Source organism: Mycobacterium sp. 852002-10029_SCH5224772 (assembly GCF_001667315.1).
Lineage (GTDB): Bacteria > Actinomycetota > Actinomycetes > Mycobacteriales > Mycobacteriaceae > Mycobacterium.
Genome location: NZ_LZHT01000106.1, coordinates 55,987 through 77,345 on the forward strand (window position 1 = coordinate 55,987; position 21,359 = coordinate 77,345).

The following is a 21,359-nucleotide window of genomic DNA, read 5'->3' on the forward strand; positions in this document are numbered from 1 at the left end:
GCCTTAGCTAGCAACGTACCATCGGCGACGCCATCAGCCAGGTAACGCCACACAGTTAAACGCGCTTTTTGCGGTCGGCCCGGGCAGGCGCGCGAAGAGTGATTTTGCCGACCATCGGCACACCGTGGCGCGCCGCAAGGCTGTTTGGCCGCAGGGCTTTCTAGTATTGCCGCGTGGTGGATCGCTACGGAACCGATGTGCTGGCCGCGGGCAAACGCAAGCCCCGCTCGACCGAACACCCTGCCGAACTGGGCTTGGTCGTCGAGGACGTCGAAACCGGCTACGTCGGCGCGGTGGTGCGCGTCGAATACGGTCGAGTGGACTTGGAAGACCGGCGCGGACACGTGCGTGGCTTTCCTTTGGGCCCTGGCTATTTGCTCGAGGGACGCCCCGTCATCCTGACCGCGCCGCGGCGGGCGGCACCGGCCGCCGCGACCAGGACGGCGTCGGGCTCGGTCGCGGTGCCGGGTGTTCGCGCGCGGGTCGCTCGCGCCAGCCGGATCTATGTCGAGGGCCGCCACGACGCCGAACTCATCGCGCAGGTGTGGGGCGAGGACTTGCGGATCGAAGGCGTCGTCGTCGAGCACCTCGGCGGCGTCGACGACTTGGTGGACATCGTCGCCGAATTCGCGCCCGGCCCGGGGCGGCGGCTGGGTGTGCTCGTCGACCACCTCGTCACGGGTTCCAAGGAAGCCCGGATCGCCGATGCGGTGCGACGGGGTCCGGGCGGCACCGACACCCTCGTCGTCGGCCACCCCTACGTCGACATCTGGCAGGCCGTGAAGCCGCAGCGGCTGGGGCTGACCGCCTGGCCGGACGTGCCGCGGCAGGTGGAGTGGAAACACGGCGCGTGTCAGGCGCTTCGCCTGCCCCACGCCGATCAGGCGGACATCGCCAAGGCCTGGCGGCATATCCGTTCGCGGGTCCGCGACTGGAACGATCTCGAGCCGGCGCTGATCAGCCGGGTCGAAGAACTCATCGATTTCGTGACGCAGCCGGCCCGCTGACCTCGGTGCCCGAACGACCAGGGCCGATAGGGGTCTCTCGTAGGTCGGCTACGCTAACCCGAAAGTCCCGATCGGCGGGACGGAAATAGGGCGCATGCAGGGCGTATACGGCGTATTCATAGGCACGTTCCTCATCGGCCTCCGTGAAGGCCTCGAGGCGTCGCTCATCGTGAGCATCGTCGGCGCCTTCCTCAAGCGCAACGGCCAGACGATCCGCCCGATGTTTGTCGGTGTGGCCGCCGCCGTGGCACTCAGCGTCACTGTGGGCGTCGGCCTCGATCTGTTCGCGGCGAGCCTGCCGCAGGCCCAGCAAGAGATGATGGAAACCGTCATCAACGCCATCGCCGTGGTGTTCGTGACGTCGATGATCATCTGGATGAACGGCAACGCCGCACAGCTCAAGGGCGAGCTGGAGCGCGAAGCCCGGCAAGCGGTCAACCGCGGCGGCGCGCTCGCGCTGGCCGCCATGGCCTTCCTCGCCGTCCTCAAGGAGGGCTTCGAGACGTCGGTGTTCTTGCTGGCTGCCGCCGAGACGTCGCACGGCAACCGGTGGTTGGCCCTGCTCGGTGGCGCGGTGGGCATCGCGACGGCGATCGGGCTCGGCGTGGCCCTGTACCTGGGTGGCCTGCGACTCAACCTCGGCCGGTTTTTCCGGGTCACCGGGGTGTTTTTGGTCCTGATCGCCGCTGGGCTGGTGGTGGGCGCGCTGCGCACCGCGCACGAGGCGGGCTGGGTGAACGTCGGCCAGCAACAGGTGCTCGACCTGTCCGGCTGGATACCGGCCAATTCCGTCCTGGGCGCGGTGACCGCGGGCGTGTTCGGCATCCCCGCCGACCCGCGCCTCATCGAGGTGCTGGGCTGGCTGCTGTATGCCGTGCCGGTGCTCATCGTGTTTCTGTGGCCGGCCAGGCTGGCCGCCGCGCCGCGGGTCCGCGGCCGGCTGCTGGCGGCCGCCTGCGCGTTGCTGCTCATCGTCGCGGCTTCGCTGACGGTGACGCCCGCCGGTAGCTCGTCGCCGAGCGTGCGGGTGCGCACCGTCACCGATCGCTCCGGCAATACCGCCGCGGTGTCGATGGCGACCGGGCCGCACGGCCGCGAGCTGACCGTCGCCCCCCAGGGCACCTCGACCGTCCGCAACATCCTGCTGGTCCCGGCAGACGACCGAACGGTGGACGGCTTGCCGGTCCAGGTGTGGCAGGCTTCCGAGGCTGCCGGGGCCGATGGCGCGCCGGAAGTCACGCTGGATCAGTTGCTGAGCATGAAGGGGGGCCGGCTGCCGGTCGGCATCGCGGCCGGCCGCACCCCGGGGCCGTTTCAGGGTCAATGGTCAACGACCACGGTGTATACCGTGCTGGCGCAAGGTGATTACGTGGTAAGTGCACAGGCGACGAGCAACCGCACGGCGATCTTGACCGGCGGTGGGCTGACCGGGGCCAAGACCGTCAGTCTTGGCGGGTTGGTGACGGATTGGTCCACGTCCGGTGCCGAAGACCGGCAGGTCGCGGCGCAGCTCGCCGCCCGACATCGCGACCACGCGGAACGGCAACTGTGGAACGTCTGGCTTCCGTTGGTGCTGGGCGGTTTCGCCCTGATGTGCGGTCTCGGCGCTATAGCCTCGATGCGGCAACGACCCGCCGGCCACACGAGAGAGGAAAACCATTGACGGTCAATCGTACCGTGCGGCCGAGGCGCCGGCCCCTCAAGATGTGGCCGGCCGCAACGGCTTTGAGCGCGGCCATGGCGTTGGCTGCGGCCGGTTGCGGCCACTCGAGCACTGACTCGGGCCCCGCAACACCGCCGAAGCCCGGCGGCACCAACGCCGTGAAGGTCACCATGACCAACACCGAGGGCAAGGACGGCTGCGCGCTGGACACCACCAACGTGCCCGCCGGGCCGGTGACCTTCACGGTGGCCAACACGAACGCACCCGGGATCAACGAAGTCGAATTGCTCAGGGACCAGCGAATCGTCGGCGAAAAGGAGAACCTCGCACCCGGCCTGAACCCGGTATCGTTCACCGTCACGCTGGACGGCGGTGCTTACCAGCTCTACTGTCCCGGCGCGAGCACCGAATACCAGACCCTGACCGTGACGGGCACCGCGCCGGCGACACCGACGGGCACCGTGGCGAGCATCCTCAGCCAGGGCACCAAGGACTACGCGGCCTACATCGTCAACCAGATCGGACAGCTCAACGACGGCGTGAAGGCACTCGATGCCGCCGTGCAAGCGGGCAACGTCGACGCCGCGAAGGTGGCCTATGCCAAAGCCCGGTTGTTCTGGGAGCGTACGGAGTCCACCGTCGAGGGATTCGTGCTGCCGGGCTTCGTGGTCGGTGACAACGCCGGCAACCTCGACTATCTGATCGACATGCGTGAGTCCACGCCGGTCGACGCCAAGGTCGGCTGGAAGGGCTTCCACGCCCTCGAGCGTGATCTGTGGCAGGGCGGCGCGATCACCCCCGCAACGAAGGCGTTCAGCACCGAATTGGTGGGCAACGTCGGCAAATTGAACGGCATCGTCGCCACTCTGGCGTATAAGCCGGAGGACCTGGCCAACGGTGCCAGCGACCTGATCGAAGAGATTCAAAACACCAAGATCACCGGTGAGGAAGAGGCCTTCAGTCACATTGACCTGGTTGACTTTTCGGGCAATGTCGAAGGCGCCCAGCAGGCGTACGCATCGTTACGGCCTGGCCTGGAAAGGATCGACGCCAGCCTGGTCAAGGAGATCGATCAGCAGTTTCAGAGCGTGCTCGCCGCGCTGGGCGGCTATCGCGATCCCACCGCGTTGGGCGGTTACCGGACCTACACTCCCGCCTTGAAGACCAGCGACGCGCCAAAGCTGACCGCGGTCATCCAGCCGCTCCACCAGAGCCTGTCCACCGTCGCCCAAAAAGTTGTCGCGGGCGGCTGATCGTGACCGACGACAGGAGCGATTCCACCGACGGCGGCCCGGATAGCGTTGGTGCGCAGTCCGACCCGGCCGCGGTGTCGCGCCGCCGCGCGCTCGGCGGCGCCGTGTTGGCCGGGCTCAGCGGTGCCGCGATCGGTGCCGTCGGGGGCGGCTTCGCCGGGCACGCGTTGGCGGCTGGACAGCGCGGCGATGACGACGACACCGTCGACTTGCGCCGCAGTTACCCCTTCTACGGCCAGGTGCACCAGGGTGGAATCGACACGCCGCCGCAGCGTTACGCCATGTTCATGTCCTTCTCCCTGGCTTCCGGCGCCGGCCGCACCGAGCTGCAGACTCTCTTGGCGCGATGGTCGGCCGCGGCTGCGATCCTGCAGCAGGGAAAGCCGGTCGGTACCGTGCAGCCCCAGGTCGAGGTGCAGCCGCCCGCCGACACGGGGGAGGCCTACGGGTTGAGCCCCGCGAGCCTCACCGTCACCGTCGGGTTGGGGCCGACGCTGTTCGGTGACCGGTTCGGCCTGGCCGCGCGCCGGCCCGCCGTGTTCACGGACTTGCCGCCGCTCAACGGCGACAACCTCGATCCCCGCCTGCGCGGCGGCGACCTGTCCGTGCAGGCGTGCGCCGACGACCCGCAGGTCTGCTACCACGCGGTGCGCAACGTGGCCCGGCTCGGTCGCAACATCGTTTCCCCGTTCTGGGCGGTGCTGGGATTCGGCCGCGCATCGGCCGGACCGGGCCAGCACACACCGCGAAACCTGTTGGGATTCAAAGACGGAACCCGCAATGTCGCCACCGACGCGGAGTACCACAAATTCGTCTGGGTCGACAACAGCGACCAGCCCTGGATGAACGGCGGAACCTACCAGGTCGTCCGCAAGATCCGCATGCTGCTGGAAACATGGGACGTCGACCGGATCGGCAACCAGCAGAAGATCTTCGGCCGCACCAAGGACGAAGGCGCACCGCTGAGCGGCAAGGCCGAATTCGATACACCCAACTTCGCCGCCAAGGGCGCCGACGGCAACCCGCTCATCGATCCGATGTCCCACGTCGGCCTGGCTGCCCGCGAAAACAACGACGGCATCATGATCCGCCGGCGGCCCTACAACTACACCGACGGTCTGGATGCCAACGGCCAACTCAACGCCGGTTTGCTGTTCATCTCGTATCAAAACGATCCGCAAGGTTTTATCCGCCTGCAGAACCGCTTGGGCGCCCACGATCTGCTCAACGAATACATCCGTCACATTGGGTCAGCAATCTTCGCGGTGCCTCCCGCACCGGCTGAAGGCCACTACATCGGGCAAAGTCTGTTCAGCTGAGCAAGCTTCGCCGCCCCGCGGCGCCGCGTTTCGTCCGGGTGATGTTTCGTGTCGGGCCGCTAAATCAATCCCACCCGCCGTCACGCATCAGTGCCCGCCCAGCACTAATCCCGTGAAACCGCAGAATCAGCGAGAAACGGAGAAGACACCCACAGCCAAGACGGTGTGCGAGACAGGCTTTCCTAGCATGACATCGTCGGCGCACTGGTGTTCGTACATTTGTGATCGGCGGCACGGTCTTCGTGGCGCTGCCGTTCTGAATCATCGCGCGGCTGCAGCGCCGCCAGATCTGACCGCTGGTCGTGGTCCTGCCACCCGGCAACTGAGGACCTAAGCCTCATGACCGGCGGATCGTCCCTCGGGTAGCGTCGTTGATGACAGAGGGAGAACGAAATGCCCGGACCCGTCAAACAGCTCGGCATTGTCGTGGCGGTCGACGGCTCGCCGGCATCAACGGCCGCCGCGCGCTGGGGGGCCCGGGAAGCGGCGATGAGATGCATCCCGCTGACCGTCGTGCACGCGGTGTCCACCCCCGTCGCAACCTTCCCGCCGCTCCCGTATCCCGAGTCGCTCGTCACCAATCTGGAGGACGAGGGCAAAAAAGCGATCATGCACGCGATGAAAGTTGCCGAAGAGGCGATGCCGGTGGACCGCAAGGTGCCCATCAACAGAAAGCTGGTGTACTCGGCACCCGCATCGGCACTGCTCACAATGTCCGATACCGCGGAGATGATCGTCATCGGCAGTGCCGGGCACGGATTGCTGGCCCGCGGTCTGCTCGGGTCGGTCAGCTCGACCGTCGTCCGCCACGCGAACTGTCCGGTCGCGGTCATCCGCGACGGCGCGTTACCGGATTCGCCGAACGCTCCCGTCGTTCTGGGGACCGACGGCTCGCCGGCTTCCGAACTCGCAACGGAAATCGCATTCGACGAGGCGTCGCGTCGCGGTGTCGATCTGGTCGCCATCCACGCATGGAGCGACGCAGCGATCGACGAAGTTTTCGAAATCGACTGGCCGGTCGTGGAAGGGGAGGCGCAACGCAGCCTCGCCGAGAGCCTGGCGGGCTGGCAAGAACGCTATCCCGACGTCACCGTTCATCGGTTCATCGCCCGCGATCGGGCGGCGCGGCACCTCATCGACAAATCAGAAACTGCACAGCTCGTGGTTGTCGGCAGTCACGGGCGAGGTGGGCTGACCAGATTGCTGTTGGGCTCGGTCAGCAACGCGGTGCTGCATTCAGTCCGCGTGCCGGTGATCGTCGCCCGGCCCGTGGCTTCGCCCTAGAGCGTTCATGGAGCGGGGCGTGGGGCGCACCGCCGCCAAGAGCGCCCCGGCGGCGAAAACCAGCGCGATCACCCACGGAAACCGCCCGTCGGGCGCGAAGCCCTCGGCGGCGACCACGGCCAGGGCGTAGGCCGCCATCGCGGCGCCCGCCAGCATCACCGGCTCAGCCAAGCGCTCGGTGAACGGGACACCGAGCAGTGGCAGGGGAGCCGCGAAAATCCTGCGCGCCCACCACAACAGCGCGATCTCGGCCGTCGTCACGATGCTGAGGATGGCCACCCATTCCAGCCGGGCCAGCCACCAGGCCGCGCTTCCTTCGGGAGGTTGCGGCAAGAGCCCGGCCGGGTACCCGATGATCGCCACGATGACGACGGGAATCATGTGCCAGAGATAGAGAGCCATGATGTTGTTGTTGGCGATGGACAGCACCCGCTCGATGCGGGCGGCGCGCAGCGCGCGGTTGAGGGTGGGCGCGAGCGCCATCACGATGCCGGTTTGCGCGCCCCCGAAGGCCAGCAGCGCCGCGGTGGGTGGTGTCGTGTTGTCGATGGTCTGGCCGGGGACCCCGATCATGCTGACCGGATAGACCCGCAGCCCGACCAGCAGCGCCAGCGCCACCGCCGAGACGCCGGCCAGCACCCAGGGTCTGCGGCCCGCCAATAACCCACCGCGCCAGGCGATCCCGAGCTGATACAGGGCACCCCAACCCAACAGATAGTTCACCCAGTCGAGATAGCGCACATGAGTGCCGAGCCGGGCCGCATCGACGACCGCGACCGCCAACGCGAGGGCGCCCGGCACCCAGAGTCCCCAACGGCGGTGTGCGGCAATCGCAATCGGCGTCAACGACACGACCACCAGATACACCGCCAGGAACCACAGGTGCATCGCCACCGCCCACCCGGCGTACTCGAGCACCGAACCGGCAACCCCGCAGGCGCCCAGCACCACCACGACCACCGACACCAGCACCGCGTACGCCGCGGTCGGCCCGAGGACCCGGGCCAGCCGGCGCTGCAACCAGGTCTGGCGCGAGACCCCTTCGGTGTCGCGCCGATGCGTCCACGACACCGCACCGGCGAAACCCGCCACCAGGAAGAACGTCGGCACCGCTTGGAAGGGCCAGGTGAGCCACTGGGTCCAGGGCATGTCGACGAGCGGGTTCTGCCGGCCGAACTGCCCATCGTGGTAGGTCACCGACCCGGCCAGCCAGTGGCCCAACACGATCAGCACCACGCCCGATACGCGGTAATAGTCGACCGCCAGATCGCGGGTCGGCGAGTTGTTTGCGCGGCCCATCAGATCGGGGAAAGCTCGACGCGGGACACAGCGCCACGGTACCGTCCAGCGCTGAGCGAGGCCTCGCTGAACCACGTCAAGAACAGGAGAAGAGCCATGAAACAGGCTCAACTCTGCGAGCTGCAGGTCGGACGCCTCGGGCTGGGGGCGATGGGAATGTCGGTGGCCTATGCCGGCGCCGGCGGCGACGACGCCGAATCGATCCGCACCGTTCATCGGGCCCTTGACCTGGGTGTCACCCTGATCGACACCGCCGAGGTTTACGGCCCGTACGTCAACGAGGAACTGCTGGCCCGCGCCCTGAGGGGCCGCCGTGATCAGGTTGTGCTGGCGACCAAGTTCGGTCTCATCTCCCATACCGGTCGCGACGGGCTCGACAGCAGCCCCGCCAATATCCGTGTCGCCGTGGACGGTTCGCTGCGGCGGCTAGGGACCGATCACATCGATCTGTACTACCAGCATCGCCTCGACCGCCGGACGCCGATCGAAGACACGATGTCGGCGCTGGCCGAGCTGGTCGACGCCGGGAAGATCCGCTACGTCGGCCTTTCCGAAGTCGGCGTGGACACCATCCGCCGCGCGCACGCGGTGCATCCCATCACGGCCGTCCAATCGGAGTATTCGTTATGGACGCGCGACCAAGAAGAGGCGATATTGCCTTTGCTGAGCGAGCTGGGGATCGGGTTTGTCGCCTACTCACCGCTCGGCCGCGGCTTCCTCACCGGCACCGTCCGCTCCACCCAGGAACTCCCCGACACCGACTACCGCAAGACGAACCCGCGGTTCTTCGACGAGAACTTCCAGCACAACCTGCGCTGCGCGGACGAATTGCGTGACATCAGCGCGGACGCCGGCGCCACGGCGGCCCAGGTCGCGTTGGCCTGGCTGTTGGCGAAAGGTGCCGACATCGTGCCGATCCCCGGCACCAAACGCGTCACCCGCCTGGAAGAAAACGTCGGGGCCGACGCGATGGAGCTCACCCCCGACCAACTGGCCCGGCTCGATCGTCTCACCCCGCCGGTGGGAGGGCATCACGCGGAAGCGCAAATGGCATGGATCGACCGCTGATGGCCGATAAGAAGCTGGTGATCGGCGCCAGCGGGTTTCTGGGATCACACGTCACCCGGCAGCTGGTGGCGGCGGGCGAAGACGTGCGAGTGATGTTGCGCCGCACCAGTTCCACCGCGGGCATCGACGATCTCGAGGTCGAGCGCTGCTACGGCGACGTGTTCGACGACGCCGCGCTGCGCGCCGCCATGGCGGGCTGCGATGTCGTCTACTACTGCGTCGTCGACGCCAGGATGTGGCTGCGCGATCCGGCGCCGCTGTTCCGCACCAACGTCGAGGGCTTGCGCCACGTTCTGGACGCGGCTTTGGACGCCGACCTGAAGAAGTTCGTATATACCAGCACCGCAGGCGCTTTGGCGATCAGCGACGACAAGCCGGTCACCGAGGAGGATCCGCACAACTGGGATCAGGGCGGCGCCTACATCGAAGCGCGGGTCGCCGGCGAAAATCTGCTGCTCGCGTACGCACGGGACAAGGGCCTGCCCGGAGTCGCGATGTGTATCTCCACCACCTACGGACCGGGGGACTGGGCGCCAACCCCGCACGGTTCGCTGCTCGCCCTGGTCGCGAAGGGCCGTTTCCCGTTCTATTTCGATTACTCGTCCGAAGTGGTGGGCATCGAAGACGCCGCCAGCGCAATGCTTCTCGCCGCCGAGCACGGACGCGACGGCGAACGCTACATCGTCTCCGACAGATACATGAGCATCCGGGAGTTGCACGAGATCGCCGCCACCGCCGTCGGCAGGCGATCGCCGCGCATCGGCATCCCGATGTCGGCGCTGCGAGCCGGGGCGCGGATCAACGACGCGGCGGCAAGGCTGCTGGGCCGCGACTTGCTGTTCGCCTATGCGGGAATCCGGATGGCCGAATTGATGTCGCCGCTGGACCACTCCAAGGCCACCCGCGAACTGGGATGGACGCCGCAACCCGTCGAGGATTCGATCCGCAGAGCCGCCGTCTGGTTTGCCTCGCGCTAGTCGACGCTGGCCAATGCGGCTGTGCCGTACTTCTTTTCGATCAATCCCCACGGATCCGCATAGGGGCCGCGACCCTCCAGCCGGCGCTGCACCATGAAGACGGTACGCACAATCGGCCGCAACAGCGGGCCAAGCAGCCGCAGCACGTTGCGCATGGGGCCCTGCGACTCGGCGACCCAGGCCACGGTCTGCTGCCAGTCGTGCTCCTGAAACTCGAGCAGTGCCTGCGCTTCGCTGGTGTCGTACCAACCGGTGAAACTCCAGCCACGGTCGTCGGCCGGGTCGCCGGGCAGGCCGACCGAGGGACCGAGCGGCCCCAGGCCCGCCGCCGTCATGAGGTCGTCTTGCAGGCCATGCTGCAAGAGCACATACGTTTCGTTGCCGCCGACGAGCAACGCCTTGCCGGAGATGGCCGTTTCGCGGTCGACACCGTTGGCGAACGCCAGTGCCACGTCACGCGCATCCACCGCGTGAATGCGGTTATCGCTCGGCATCGACCGCATCAGCGTGAGGTAGTCGCCGTTGATGCTGGCCTGGGTGTCCGGCGAGATGACACCCGCGAGCCGGTATAGCGCGTAGGGCAGGCCGCTGGCGCGGATCGCCGCCTCGGCAAGCACCTTGTCCTGACCGTATTGATCGACGGGGTTCACCGGGGTGTCCGGGGTGATCCGCTCGGGCTGGCGGAAGGGGTTCCGCGATCCATAGACCGCGGCGCTGGACGCCATGAGGAAAAGCGGTGGGCGGGGGAGTGCGGCGCAGGCCGCCAAGAGATTCTCGGTACCGCCGACGTTGACACGCCGGGCCAATCCGGGGTTGCGATACGACGGCGGGGAGACGACGGCGGCCAGGTGAACGATCGCGCTGGGCTGGTGGGCGGCGACCAGATCCCGCACCGCGTCGGCGTCCAGTAGATCGGTGTAGGCGGGGATCAGCGTCCCCGGGTGCCCGCCGGCGGTCAGTTCTTTCTCGATGGCGACGGTGTTGTCGTTGCGCAGATCCATCGCGACGACGATGCGCCCCCGGTCGAGCAGGAGCTGCGTGCAGCGCCGACCGACTTGTCCGAATGCGCCGGTGACCAAAACGGTGCTGACGGTCATGGCCGCGTCACTGATCCATCAGCCGGCCGGCGATTTTGCCGATCGTCGTGCGGATTCGGGGGGACACATAGATCGAGATCAGCGGAGTCACGATGTCCTCACGGAGCCGAGTTAGCTTGGAGCTCTTGATAAGCCACCGACCGGCGACGTTTTCATAGGTTTCGTGGTAGTGGCCGTAGCCGACCAAGGTTACCCCGGGCCCGAAACGCACAACGTCCTGTAGCGCCCATATCCCGCGCGCCGTCGTTGTCGACGTGAGTTCGATTTCGGGGGTGTGCACCTGGTGCGCGGTGGGCTGTGTGGGGCGCCCAAGGGCCTGGCGGGTGAACGCCACGAAGTCGTCGGCGCCGGCGATCACCTTGCCGCCGGCTTCGGACGTGTCACTGACGAAGTCGTCCGCGAAGATCGTTCGCCAGGCCGCCCAGTCCTTGGTGTCCAGGTAGCGGCAGTAGCGCGCCTTGAGCTGCTTGATGGATTCGATCGCCGGCAGTGTGTCGGCGACCAGGCTTTCCGCGCGCTCGGTCATTGCGGCTCGATTCTCTCGGGAAGCATCCTGGCGTGACGTTTCACTGGCGAAGTGTAAACCTGTCAGCCTTTGAAGTAGACGATCTGGTGAGTGGTGGCCAGCAGCGCGCCCGCCCGGCTCCATACCTGCGCGCTCTGGTCGAAATAGCCGCCGGAAAAGCGATTGGCATGGGCGGTGGCGAGCACGAAGTCGCCCTGAACGGCGTCGAGTTGCCGCTGATCGGCATGGAAGTACGTCGTCAACGAGATGGTCCCGGACGGGACGAAGGCGCCGCGGCGCAGAAACACCCGGGGGTAGAAGGTGTCACACAGCGCCGCGAGCGCCGGGTAGTCGACCGGCCGGCGTGCGCCGTCGCGTACCCAGAGGGTCGTGGTTGACGAAGGGCTCGGGTGCCCGCCATCTCCGGAGAAGCGACCTTCGACGTACCGCATGTCATAGAGTCCGGTCCAGGCGACGAAGCTTAGTCCACTGCCGGTGACCTGCTCGGGCGGCGGGACGCTCGGGGGGTGCGCTTCCGTGTCGGCCCAGCTCTCGCGCCGGATCGCAAAGATCGCGGTCGCCGTGGTATTGACCTCCCCGTCCTGGCTGAGTTCGACATTCCAATGCTGGTTCGTGCGGTTGGTGCGCGCGGCCCGGAGCGTGATGTCGAAGGCGCCGTCGGCGATCGGTGCGGCGAAGTTGACGGTCATGGCGAGCGGTTCCCCGATGCGGTCGGGGTGGTGTTCGACGGCGGCCAGCATGGCGGCCGTCGTGATCCCGCCGAATGGCCCGACCATGTTGGTCCACTCCGGGTGCGTGCGACCGCGCCTGACGTCGGTGCCGATCGTGTCGAGGCGGAGGGCCTCGTCGAACGGATGGGAGTCGGTCATGTTGATTCCTTGATCGCCAGAGCGTGGAGCGCTGTGAGGCCCAGCCGAACACGCCCCGGGCATGAGTCGACCGCAGATTACTTGCGGGCCACCTCGCTGCTCGCCGCGGGGTCTTGGCGTGGGGCCGGGGTGCACACCATCCTTTGATGTACGGTCCGCGAGCGACAACATCACCGAAAGCGAGGAACGATGGCCAATCCCAAGGATCACTCCGCAGCCAAATCTCCCGCCGAGTTGATCGACGCCAGGATCAAGGAATTGGGGGATTGGCGCGGCGAGACGCTCGCCCGTATCAGGCAACTGATCAAGAAGGCCGCCCCCGGGGTGGTCGAAGAGTGGAAGTGGCGTGGCGTTCCGGTCTGGTATTACGACGGGATGATCTGCACTGGCGAGACGTACAAGAACGTTGTGAAGATGACCTTCGCCAAGGGGGCGTCGCTGCAGGATCCGGCGGGCCTGTTCAACTCCAGCCTCGACGGCAACACCAGACGCGCAATCGATTTCCACGAGGGCGACAAGATCGATCACAAGGCGTTGATCGCGCTCATTCGTGCGGCGGTGGACCTGAACAGGTCGTAGGGCGCCAACCTATACAGCCGCGCGGCGATTGCTGTACAGTCGCCCAGCACAAGGTCGACGCTCAAATGAGAGGCCATCCGTTGACTTCCGAGTCGGTCGAGGAGTTCCGGCGCCGGGCCCGGGCCTGGCTGGCCGCGAACATGCCACCGCTCGATCCGGCCAAGGCTGCGCTGCTGGAGCGAGATCAGCCACCGGCGTGGCACCGGGCCCGCGGATTGCAGAAGCTCCTGTGGGAGGGCGGCTTTGCCGGTATCTGTTTCCCGCGCGAGTACGGCGGGCTCGGGCTGAGCTACGAATACAAAAAGGCCTTCGATGCCGAGTCCCAGGCCTACGAGACGCCGCTGCTGCTCAACGTCCCGTCCTTCGGCATCTGCTGCGCAACGATTCTCGACACGGGCAGCGAAGAGCAAAAGCGCACCCACATCCCGGCCGCGTTACAAGGCGACGAGGTACTGGTGCAGCTGCTCTCGGAGCCCAGCGGGGGATCGGACCTGGCCGGCGTCATCACCCGCGCCGAACGACGGGACGGGCGATGGATCATCAACGGCGCCAAGACCTGGAGCACCTGGGCATTCGCCGCCGACTACGGCCTGTGTTTGGCCCGCACCAACTGGGACGTGCCCAAACACGACGGGCTCACGATGTTCCTGGTGCCGCTGCGGCATCCCGGTATCACGATCAACCGCGTCGAACAGGTCAACGGGTCGATCGAGTTCTGCGAAGAGTTCTTCGACGACGTCGACGTGGGAGATGACGCCGTTGTCGGCGAGCCGGGCAAAGGCTGGGAGGTCGCGTCGCGCCAGCTCTACCACGAGCGTCGCTGTATGGGCGACGGTTCGGAGTACACCAGCGGGCCGGGAATCGCTGAGGCCGAGGATGTTTCGGTCGACCTGCTGACTTTGGTCGACAAGACCAACCAGCACGACAGCGAACGGGTCCGGGAGATGATCGGGCGCGGGTTGGTTCACCGCATGGTCCACGGTCAGCTCAGCGAGCACGTTTTTCATGCCGTCGCGAGCGGCGCCCTGCCGCCGACCGCGGGATCCATCATCCGGCTGTCCATGGCCGCGGTGCACGATGTCGAAACCGACACCGCCCTTGCGGTGTCGGGGACGTCGGCCGTGGTCGAGGACGACGGTGCGCTGCTTGACATCGGGGTGCGCTATCTGGGCCGTCAGACCGCCAACATCGGCGGCGGCACCACCGAGATGGCGCGCAACGTGATCGGCGAGCGGGTGCTGAACTTTCCGCGCGAGCGCGCCGACGACCGCGGTGTGCCGTTCAAACAGGTTCGACGCGGCAAAAGCTAAGGAGGCGAACGGAATTGAGCCATCAACCTCGTGACATCCGAGAGTTGGCGGGGGACTCCGACGCCTATCGCGACGAACTGTACCGGCGCTGGACGGGCTTGCTGAGCTATCGCTACATCGGCCGCAAGCACTCGTCGATGGATCTCGGCGAGGCCGACGACACCCTCACCATCCGCCGCGACATGCGCAACGAAGCGGGTGGAATCATGGTGGCGCCGTTGGCCATTTCCTCGCCGGAGGGTTGTCAGACCGACATGGTCGCGGTGCCCAATCCGGTTATTGCGTCGGTGCAGATCGTCGACCCCGGCTACGACGTCAAAAGGGTCGAGATCGTCGGGTCGGGCATCGTGCACCAGGGCCGCACCATGGGCTACGGGCGGTGCACGATCGTCGACGCCGACAACCCGACACGGGTGATCGCGTTCAACGAAGGACAGGGCGCGATCATCGGCATCCCGCCCGAAGGCCTGGACAGGATGGATGTTTCGGGCACGGAGCTGGTGATCGAGGACTCTCCGGATCTGCCGCCGCTGTGGCAAGCCTTCGGCGCCAGCCGTCGCGGCGACGGCCACTGGATGCTGCCCGAGCTCAGCACCGAGCTCGCGTCACCGGATGCCGCGCTGCACATCGGACCCCAGCACGTCGTTCTCGAGACCGCCGCAATCGATTTGGCCGCCGCGGTCGCGGGAACCAGAAAGTTGCAGGTCGTGAGCTGGCATGTGATGTTCATGTCCCGCGGCAAGGTGGGTCCCTTCCGGGTCGAGGGCACCGCGCATCCTGGCGGACCCGGGCGCGTCGGCGTGCGCATGCTGCTGCACGACGAGGGCAACACCGACAAGGCCGTCACGTCCGCCGCGGCGGTGTTCGACATCGTCGGCTGAGCCGGGTTCGGCGCCCTCCGCTCGAGAGTTGGTTGGGAACGCCCGGGCGGATGGCGATGACCTTCCCGGGGGCGACCTGAAGTAGCGTGATGGTCATGCAGGTATCTATGTTCGGGCAGCTCACCGGATCGGGCAGTCAATCGCCGATCGACGCGACGATCGCCAACCTCGAGATGCTGCGCGACGAGGGCTTCACGCGGGTGTGGATGAGCCAATTGCCTTATGAGCCAGACCTTCTCACGGTCCTGGCCATCGCGTTGCACGAGGTCGACACAATCGAGGTGGCCAGTGGTGTCGTGCCGATCCAGAATCTGCATCCGATGCTCATGGCGCAGCGCGCCCTCACGTTGAGCCTGGCCTCGGGGGGACGGTTCACGCTGGGGCTCGGCATGACCCATCAGGCGGTCACCGAGGGGATGTGGGGCATCCCGTGGGACAAGCCGGTGCGCAGGCTGAACGAGTACCTCGACGGGTTGTTGCCTCTGCTGGCGGGTGAGCCCGCGGCCACGGCGGGGGAGACGGTGACCACCCGCGGTGCGCTGATGATCTCCGGGGCGCCGCGGCCCGACGTGTACATCGCAGCCCTGGGTCCGCAGCTGCTCAAGATCGCCGGGCGGCGCACGTCGGGCACCTGCACCTGGATGACCGGACCCAAGACGCTGGCCGAGCACGTCGGCCCGACGCTGCGGCAGGCTGCCGCTGACGCCGGCCGCGAGGACGGGGTGCGTGTTGCCGCGTCGCTACCCGTCAGCGTCACGGACGACGTCGACGCCGCCCGCAAGCAGGCGGCCGAACAGTTTGCCATCTACGGCCAGCTGCCGTCCTACCGCGCGATGCTCGACCGCGAGGGCTACGCGGGGCCGCAAGATGCCGCCATCATCGGCGACGAGGACACCGTCCGCGGACGTCTCGACGAACTGCGCGCCGCCGGTGTCGACGAGTACGTCGCCGCGGCATTCGATCCGTCCCCGGAGGGCCGGGCGCGCACGCGGGCGCTGCTGCGGACTTACGGCTCCTGATCCGGCGGAATCACCCGGCCTATTCCTGGTGTGTTCGTGCCCATTTGGCTATGGCCATACATAGCCTCCGGTACGTATGGTGCATAGACGAACTCAGACGACAGGAGAATCGCAGTGGCAGAACGGTTGGCGGGGAAGGTCGCCCTCATCAGCGGTGGCGCCCGGGGGATGGGCGCATCGCACGTACGGTCGCTGGTGGCCGAGGGAGCCAACGTGGTGTTCGGTGACATCCTCGACGACGAGGGCAAGGCGGTCGCGGCCGACGTCGGTGACGCGGTCCGTTACCTGCACCTCGACGTGACCAAGCCCGAGGACTGGGATGCGGCGGTGGCGACTGCCCTAAGCGAGTTCGGCCGCATCGACGTGCTGGTCAACAACGCGGGCATCATCAACATCGGCACCCTGGAGGACTACGCGCTCTCGGAGTGGCAGCGCATCCTCGACATCAATCTGACCGGGGTGTTCCTCGGCATCCGTGCCGTGGTCAAACCCATGAAGGAAGCGGGACGGGGATCGATCATCAACATCTCCTCGATCGAGGGGATGGCCGGCACCATCGCTTGCCACGGCTACACCGCAACTAAATTCGCGGTGCGAGGGCTCACGAAGTCGGCCGCATTGGAACTGGGGCCGAGCGGAATTCGGGTGAACTCCATTCACCCCGGGCTGATCAAGACGCCGATGACCGACTGGGTCCCCGACGACATCTTCCAGTCGGCGCTGGGCCGGGCCGCCCAGCCCGTGGAAGTCTCCAACCTCGTGGTCTATCTGGCCAGCGACGAGTCCAGCTACTCCACCGGCTCGGAGTTCGTCGTCGACCGCGGCACCACCGCCGGCCTGGGGCACAAGGACTTCTCCAACGTCGAGACCGACGCGCAGCCGGATTGGGTCACCTAGTCCTTGCCGCGAAAGTGCAACTGCCGACGCAGTTCCCGAGTGGGACCGTCGGCAGTTGCACGTTCGCGGTTCAGGCGTCCGCCAGTACTTCGCGCTCTTTGGCGGGTTGGGGCCACGGTGAGGGGACCGGGCGTTGACGCACGCGTTGCGGCCACCAGAACCACTTGCCCAGCAGCGCGGCAATGGATGGCGTCATCAGCGACCGCACGATCAGGGTGTCGAACAGCAGACCCAGACCGATGGTGGTACCCACCTGGCCGATGACCGTCAACTCGCTGACCGCCATCGTCATCATCGTGAAGGCGAAGACCAACCCGGCTGATGTCACCACCGAGCCGGTGCCGCCCATCGACCGGATGATGCCGGTGTTCAAGCCGGCGTGAATCTCCTCCTTGAACCGCGCCACGAGCAGCAGGTTGTAGTCGGCGCCCACGGCCAACAGGATGATCACCGACATCGCCAGCACCATCCAGTGCAGCTCGATACCGATGAGGTGCTGCCAGATCAGCACCGAAAGCCCGAAGGACGCGCCGAGTGAGAGCAAGACGGTGCCGACGATGACCGCCGACGCCACCACACCGCGCGTGATGATCAGCATGATGATGAAAATCAGGCACAGCGAAGCGATTCCGGCGATCAACAGGTCGTAGGTGTTGCCGTCGCCGAGGTCCTTGTAGATCGACGCGGTGCCGGCGAGGTAGATCTTCGAGCCCTCCAGCGGCGTACCCTTCAACGCCTCGTAGGCGGCCTTCTTGATGGCGCCGATGTGCGAAATGCCTTCCTGCGACATCGGATCGCCGTCATGGCTGATGATGAAGCGCACGGCGTGGCCATCGGGGGAGATGAAATTCTTCATGCCCTTCTTGAACTCTTTGTTGTTGAAGGTCTCCGGGGGCAGGTAGAAGGAGTCGTCGTTCTTGGAGGCGTCGAACGCCTTACCCATCGCGCTGGAGTTCTTCTGCGCCTCTTTCTGCTGGTCCTGCAGACCCTTCTGGGTCGAATACATGGTCAGCATCGTGGTTTTCATGGCCTTCATGTTTTCGATCATGGAAGGCATCAACGCCACCATCTGGGGCATCAGCGTGTCGAGATGATCCATGATCGGTAGCAGGCTCTCGATGTCATCGGTCATTGTGTCGATGCCGTCGAGGCCGTCGAAGACCGACCGAAGCGACCAGCACACCGGGATGTCATAGCAGTGCTTTTCCCAGTAGAGGTAGCTGCGGACCGGCCGGAAGAAGTCCTCGAAATCGGCCATGTGGTCGCGCAATTCGTTGATGTCGATGGTCATGTCATGCATCTTTTTGACCATCTGATGCATGTCGTTGGACATCTGCACGGTGATGCTGGACATCTTTTCCATGCTCTCGATGGTCGTCTGCATCATGTCGGCCTGATGCAGCATGTCGGCCATCTGATCTTCCTGATACTTCTGGTTCATCTGCTGGCTGACGCCCTGCATGCTGATCTGGAAGGGGATCGAGGTGTGCTCGATCGGCGTGCCCTGCGGCCGGGTGATGGCCTGCACGCGCCCGATCCCCGGAACCCGGAAGACCGTCTTGGCGATTTTGTCGATCACCAAAAAGTCCGCCGAGTTGCGCAGATCGTGGTCGCTTTCGATCATCAGCACCTCGGGATTCATCCGCGCCTGCGAGAAGTGCCGATCCGCGGCCGCATAACCCTCGTTGGCGGGCAGGTCCGCCGGTAGGTAGTTGCGGTCGTTGTAGTTGGTGCGGTACCCGGGCAGGGTCAGCAAGCCCACGAGTGCCACTCCGATGGTGACGACCAGTACCGGGCCGGGCCACCGGACGACGAGCGCACCAACCTTGCGCCACCCGCGAATTCGTTGCGTCCGCCTGGGTTCGAGCGTCTTACGGAAACGCACCGCCACCGAGATGACGGCGGGACCCAGGGTCAGGGCCGCCGCGACCACGACCACCATGCCGATGGCCAACGGGATACCCAGCGTTTGGAAATAGGGCAAGTTGGTGAAGTGCAGGCAGAATGTCGCGCCGGCGATGGTCAAGCCCGACCCGAGCACCACGTGCGCGGTGCCCTTGTACATGGTGTAGTACGCATCTTCTCGCGATTCGCCAATAGAACGGGCTTCCTGATATCGGCCTATCAAAAAGATCGCGTAGTCGGTGGCTGCCGCGATCGCCAACGTGACCAACAAGCTCGTGGCGAACGTCGAGAGCCCGATGATGTTGAAATAGCCCAGGAACGCGACTATCCCGCGCGCGGCCGACAGCTCGAGCACCACCATCACCAGCGTGAGCAACACGGTGACGATCGACCGATAGACCAATAGCAGCATCGCGATGATCACCGTGAAGGTGGCCGCCGTGATGAGCTGCATGCTGCGGTCGCCGGCCATGTGCTGATCCGCTGACAACGCCGCGGGACCGGTGACGTAGGCCTTCACCCCCTTGGGCGTGGGCACACTTTTGACGATGTTCTGGACGGATTCCACCGACTCGTTGGCCAGGGCCTCACCCTGGTTGCCGGCCAGGTAGACCTGGACGTAGGTGGCCTTGCCGTCGTTGCTCTGCGCACCCGCACCGGTCAGTGGATCACTCCACATATCCTGAACGTGTTCAACGTGTTTGGTGTCGGCGTTGAGCTTGTTGACGATCTTGTCGTAGTAGGTGTGTGCATCGGCGCCCAGCGGATTCTGTCCTTCGAGGACGATCATCACCGAGCTGTTGGACTTGTACTCGTTGAACACCGCACCCATGCGTTTGGTCGCAACCACGGATTGCGCATCGTCGGGCGCCATCGACACCGAGCGCATCTTGCCGACCTCGTCCAGCTGGGGGACGGCGACGTTGAGCACCGCGATGATCGCGATCCAGCCCAGGATGATCGGGATGGCGAACGTCCGGATGAGCCGGGGGATCTTGTCCCGCACGGGTTCGTCGACGACGGGGATGGTGTCAGTACGGGCGTCGTTGAACGTTGTGCTCATGCGGATTTCACCATGCAGAAGGTCAGGGCGTGTACGCCGTGGGTGAAGTTTTCGTCCTTGACTTCGTCATCGATGGTGATGCGGCAACCGAGGGCGTTGCCGTCGCTTTGCGCCGAGAGATTCGGGAAGACCGAAGGCGCGGTGGTGGACAGCACCAGCGTCCACGGCAGTGGCGCGCCGTCGACCCGCCTTGGGTCGGCGGACAAATCCAAGTAGTTCACGTTGGCTTGGGTGGCCGAGCCGAAGACTTCGTATTTGACGACCTTGGGCTTGAACGGCTTGGAATCATCGAGCCGCGGGCTCGTCATGACGCCCGTGTCATGCGCGCCGAAGAACGACTTGACCCGGACAACGGCAAACCCGCCGACCAGGACAACCGCCACGATCAACAGAGGCAGCCAGGCGTTGCGCACAAGTCTCGATATTTGCACCTAGGTGATCCCTTCCTCATCACGCGGACGTGACGCGGATCAGCGTTTGCGCGACTGGGTCGCGGACAGGTGAGTGCCCACAAGTCGCACCGATCAACAACGAATTACGTCGATTCCTATTTCGCGCGCACAAGACCGTCAAACGCGGTGAAAGTTGCCCATCCCCACTGCTGACGTCCCCGGCACCGACACCCGGCTTACCTTGTTGCTCAAGCCTCCCCGGGTATCGCCACCAGCGCATAGTACATGATGTGCATATCTTGCAGTGTATGCAACATTTGCTGTTGGTGTTTCAGCTCACTTCGTGAAAATGCTGTTCACCAGCGCGGCGGCTCGCTCAACATAGGGCATCGGCGTGTCGGCGGTTTCACTCGCGTCGCCCCTTGCCCAGCGTTCCAGGCCGGACCGCACCGCCGTCAGCGCCAGAGCGGAAATCAGCGCGGCCATCTCGTCACCGGGCTGCATCGCCTGGCGGCGGACGATGATGTCGGTCAACTGATTCTGGAATCGCTCCAGATCGGCGAGGAACGCCGCCAAGACGGCAGGGGACGTTTTGGCGAGTTCGAGCATGTGAGCTGCGTGTTCGCGCCGAGGGGGCACATCGCGCAGGTGGTGTGCCGCCAGGGTGATCAGCTCCGCCAGGACGACCGAGTAGGGGGCGGGGCCGGCGGCGACAAAATCCTCTGCCAGCTCGGCGGGTATGTCTGAGGGGCCGTAGGCGAGCGCGGACTCCTTGTTGGGGAAGTAGTTGAAGAACGTGCGGGTCGAGACCCCGGCTTCGGCGCAGATCTCGTCGACCGTGACCTTGTCGAATCCCCGTTCCAGCGTGAGGCGCACGGCGGCGTCGCGGATGTCCGCGCTCGTCTGGCGCCGACGGCGCTCGCGTAGCCCTAGGGGATTGGCCATACCCAT

19 protein-coding genes are annotated in these 21,359 nt (G+C 65.8%); 12 read left to right on the plus strand and 7 right to left on the minus strand.

The features are described from left to right. Nucleotides 1-173 precede the first annotated feature (173 nt). The 5 genes from A5775_RS18615 (at nucleotide 174) to A5775_RS18635 (ending at nucleotide 6,526) form a co-directional block, all read left to right on the plus strand. The gene (locus A5775_RS18615; protein ID WP_067255608.1) at nucleotides 174-1,007 is read left to right on the plus strand and encodes a DUF3097 domain-containing protein; all 834 of its coding nucleotides are present in this window, start codon (nucleotides 174-176) and stop codon (nucleotides 1,005-1,007) included. Between the two features lie 94 nt (nucleotides 1,008-1,101). Beyond that, the gene (efeU, locus tag A5775_RS18620; RefSeq protein ID WP_067255611.1) at nucleotides 1,102-2,670 is read left to right on the plus strand and encodes an iron uptake transporter permease EfeU; all 1,569 of its coding nucleotides are present in this window, start codon (nucleotides 1,102-1,104) and stop codon (nucleotides 2,668-2,670) included. Nucleotides 2,671-2,744: 74 nt separating this feature from the next. Beyond that, the gene (gene efeO, locus A5775_RS18625) at nucleotides 2,745-3,923 is read left to right on the plus strand and encodes an iron uptake system protein EfeO (protein WP_369827890.1); all 1,179 of its coding nucleotides are present in this window, start codon (nucleotides 2,745-2,747) and stop codon (nucleotides 3,921-3,923) included. A gap of 2 nt (nucleotides 3,924-3,925) precedes the next feature. Then, entirely contained in the window at nucleotides 3,926-5,242 is a 1,317-nt protein-coding gene (gene efeB, locus A5775_RS18630) for an iron uptake transporter deferrochelatase/peroxidase subunit (protein ID WP_067255613.1), read from the plus strand. 393 nt (nucleotides 5,243-5,635) lie between these two features. Further along, a complete protein-coding gene (locus A5775_RS18635; RefSeq protein WP_067255615.1) occupies nucleotides 5,636-6,526 on the plus strand; it encodes a universal stress protein in 891 nt (296 codons plus the stop codon). Here the strand turns inward: A5775_RS18635 and A5775_RS18640 are convergent. Further along, a complete protein-coding gene (locus tag A5775_RS18640; protein ID WP_067255618.1) occupies nucleotides 6,479-7,825 on the minus strand; it encodes an acyltransferase in 1,347 nt (448 codons plus the stop codon). The genes A5775_RS18635 and A5775_RS18640 overlap by 48 nt on opposite strands. 96 nt (nucleotides 7,826-7,921) lie before the next feature. On the opposite strand from A5775_RS18640, the gene A5775_RS18645 reads away from it, so the two are divergent. Both A5775_RS18645 and A5775_RS18650 read left to right on the plus strand, forming a co-directional pair. Next, complete coding sequence (locus tag A5775_RS18645; protein WP_067255620.1) at nucleotides 7,922-8,893, plus strand: aldo/keto reductase; 972 nt, start codon at nucleotides 7,922-7,924, stop codon at nucleotides 8,891-8,893. Further along, nucleotides 8,893-9,870 carry an NAD-dependent epimerase/dehydratase family protein gene (locus A5775_RS18650; protein WP_067255622.1) on the plus strand — a complete coding sequence of 326 codons (978 nt, stop codon included), beginning with the start codon at nucleotides 8,893-8,895 and terminating at the stop codon, nucleotides 9,868-9,870. Before A5775_RS18645 ends, A5775_RS18650 begins: the two co-directional genes overlap by 1 nt. On the opposite strand, the gene A5775_RS18655 is transcribed toward A5775_RS18650, so the two are convergent. From A5775_RS18655 to A5775_RS18665, 3 genes are all read right to left on the minus strand, one after another. Next, the gene (locus A5775_RS18655; protein ID WP_067255625.1) at nucleotides 9,867-10,967 is read right to left on the minus strand and encodes an NAD(P)-dependent oxidoreductase; all 1,101 of its coding nucleotides are present in this window, start codon (nucleotides 10,965-10,967) and stop codon (nucleotides 9,867-9,869) included. The two genes, A5775_RS18650 and A5775_RS18655, sit on opposite strands and share 4 nt — an antisense overlap. A gap of 7 nt (nucleotides 10,968-10,974) precedes the next feature. Then, nucleotides 10,975-11,493, minus strand: a complete 519-nt coding sequence (locus A5775_RS18660) for a nuclear transport factor 2 family protein (protein ID WP_067255627.1) — start codon at nucleotides 11,491-11,493, stop codon at nucleotides 10,975-10,977. Between the two features lie 62 nt (nucleotides 11,494-11,555). Further along, on the minus strand, nucleotides 11,556-12,362 hold the full coding sequence (locus A5775_RS18665; protein WP_067255629.1) for an acyl-CoA thioesterase II: 807 nt from the start codon (nucleotides 12,360-12,362) through the stop codon (nucleotides 11,556-11,558). 189 nt (nucleotides 12,363-12,551) lie between these two features. On the opposite strand from A5775_RS18665, the gene A5775_RS18670 reads away from it, so the two are divergent. The 5 genes from A5775_RS18670 (at nucleotide 12,552) to A5775_RS18690 (ending at nucleotide 17,048) form a co-directional block, all read left to right on the plus strand. Next, complete coding sequence (locus A5775_RS18670) at nucleotides 12,552-12,941, plus strand: DUF1801 domain-containing protein (protein WP_067255631.1); 390 nt, start codon at nucleotides 12,552-12,554, stop codon at nucleotides 12,939-12,941. A gap of 80 nt (nucleotides 12,942-13,021) precedes the next feature. Continuing rightward, nucleotides 13,022-14,251 (plus strand): acyl-CoA dehydrogenase family protein, encoded by a 1,230-nt coding sequence (locus A5775_RS18675; protein WP_067255634.1) that lies wholly within the window; start codon nucleotides 13,022-13,024, stop codon nucleotides 14,249-14,251. A gap of 14 nt (nucleotides 14,252-14,265) precedes the next feature. After that, nucleotides 14,266-15,132, plus strand: coding sequence for a hypothetical protein (locus A5775_RS18680; RefSeq protein ID WP_067255636.1), 867 nt, complete (start codon nucleotides 14,266-14,268; stop codon nucleotides 15,130-15,132). A gap of 89 nt (nucleotides 15,133-15,221) precedes the next feature. After that, the gene (locus tag A5775_RS18685; RefSeq protein WP_197512722.1) at nucleotides 15,222-16,151 is read left to right on the plus strand and encodes a TIGR03564 family F420-dependent LLM class oxidoreductase; all 930 of its coding nucleotides are present in this window, start codon (nucleotides 15,222-15,224) and stop codon (nucleotides 16,149-16,151) included. A gap of 114 nt (nucleotides 16,152-16,265) precedes the next feature. Further along, entirely contained in the window at nucleotides 16,266-17,048 is a 783-nt protein-coding gene (locus A5775_RS18690) for an SDR family oxidoreductase (protein ID WP_067255638.1), read from the plus strand. Between the two features lie 70 nt (nucleotides 17,049-17,118). Here A5775_RS18690 and A5775_RS18695 read toward each other — a convergent pair whose 3' ends face one another. The 3 genes from A5775_RS18695 to A5775_RS18705 all read right to left on the minus strand — a co-directional run bounded on the left by A5775_RS18695 (nucleotide 17,119) and on the right by A5775_RS18705 (nucleotide 21,353). Beyond that, on the minus strand, nucleotides 17,119-20,016 hold the full coding sequence (locus A5775_RS18695; protein WP_067255640.1) for an RND family transporter: 2,898 nt from the start codon (nucleotides 20,014-20,016) through the stop codon (nucleotides 17,119-17,121). Beyond that, entirely contained in the window at nucleotides 20,013-20,447 is a 435-nt protein-coding gene (locus A5775_RS18700) for an MmpS family transport accessory protein (RefSeq protein WP_197512724.1), read from the minus strand. The genes A5775_RS18695 and A5775_RS18700 overlap by 4 nt, the downstream gene beginning before the upstream one ends. A gap of 297 nt (nucleotides 20,448-20,744) precedes the next feature. Continuing rightward, on the minus strand, nucleotides 20,745-21,353 hold the full coding sequence (locus A5775_RS18705) for a TetR family transcriptional regulator (protein WP_067255645.1): 609 nt from the start codon (nucleotides 21,351-21,353) through the stop codon (nucleotides 20,745-20,747). Nucleotides 21,354-21,359 lie beyond the last annotated feature (6 nt).

Bases quoted from the DNA above. Each gene is read 5' to 3' on its own strand.
- efeU (WP_067255611.1), top strand. From the start codon at position 1,102: ATGCAGGGCGTATACGGCGTATTCATAGGCACGTTCCTCATCGGCCTC.
- efeO (WP_369827890.1), top strand. From the start codon at position 2,745: ATGGCGTTGGCTGCGGCCGGTTGCGGCCACTCGAGCACTGACTCGGGC.
- A5775_RS18635 (WP_067255615.1), top strand. From the start codon at position 5,636: ATGCCCGGACCCGTCAAACAGCTCGGCATTGTCGTGGCGGTCGACGGC.
- A5775_RS18640 (WP_067255618.1), bottom strand. From the start codon at position 7,825: ATGGGCCGCGCAAACAACTCGCCGACCCGCGATCTGGCGGTCGACTAT.
- A5775_RS18645 (WP_067255620.1), top strand. From the start codon at position 7,922: ATGAAACAGGCTCAACTCTGCGAGCTGCAGGTCGGACGCCTCGGGCTG.
- A5775_RS18650 (WP_067255622.1), top strand. From the start codon at position 8,893: ATGGCCGATAAGAAGCTGGTGATCGGCGCCAGCGGGTTTCTGGGATCA.
- A5775_RS18655 (WP_067255625.1), bottom strand. From the start codon at position 10,967: ATGACCGTCAGCACCGTTTTGGTCACCGGCGCATTCGGACAAGTCGGT.
- A5775_RS18660 (WP_067255627.1), bottom strand. From the start codon at position 11,493: ATGACCGAGCGCGCGGAAAGCCTGGTCGCCGACACACTGCCGGCGATC.
- A5775_RS18665 (WP_067255629.1), bottom strand. From the start codon at position 12,362: ATGACCGACTCCCATCCGTTCGACGAGGCCCTCCGCCTCGACACGATC.
- A5775_RS18670 (WP_067255631.1), top strand. From the start codon at position 12,552: ATGGCCAATCCCAAGGATCACTCCGCAGCCAAATCTCCCGCCGAGTTG.
- A5775_RS18685 (WP_197512722.1), top strand. From the start codon at position 15,222: ATGGTCATGCAGGTATCTATGTTCGGGCAGCTCACCGGATCGGGCAGT.
- A5775_RS18695 (WP_067255640.1), bottom strand. From the start codon at position 20,016: ATGAGCACAACGTTCAACGACGCCCGTACTGACACCATCCCCGTCGTC.
- A5775_RS18705 (WP_067255645.1), bottom strand. From the start codon at position 21,353: ATGGCCAATCCCCTAGGGCTACGCGAGCGCCGTCGGCGCCAGACGAGC.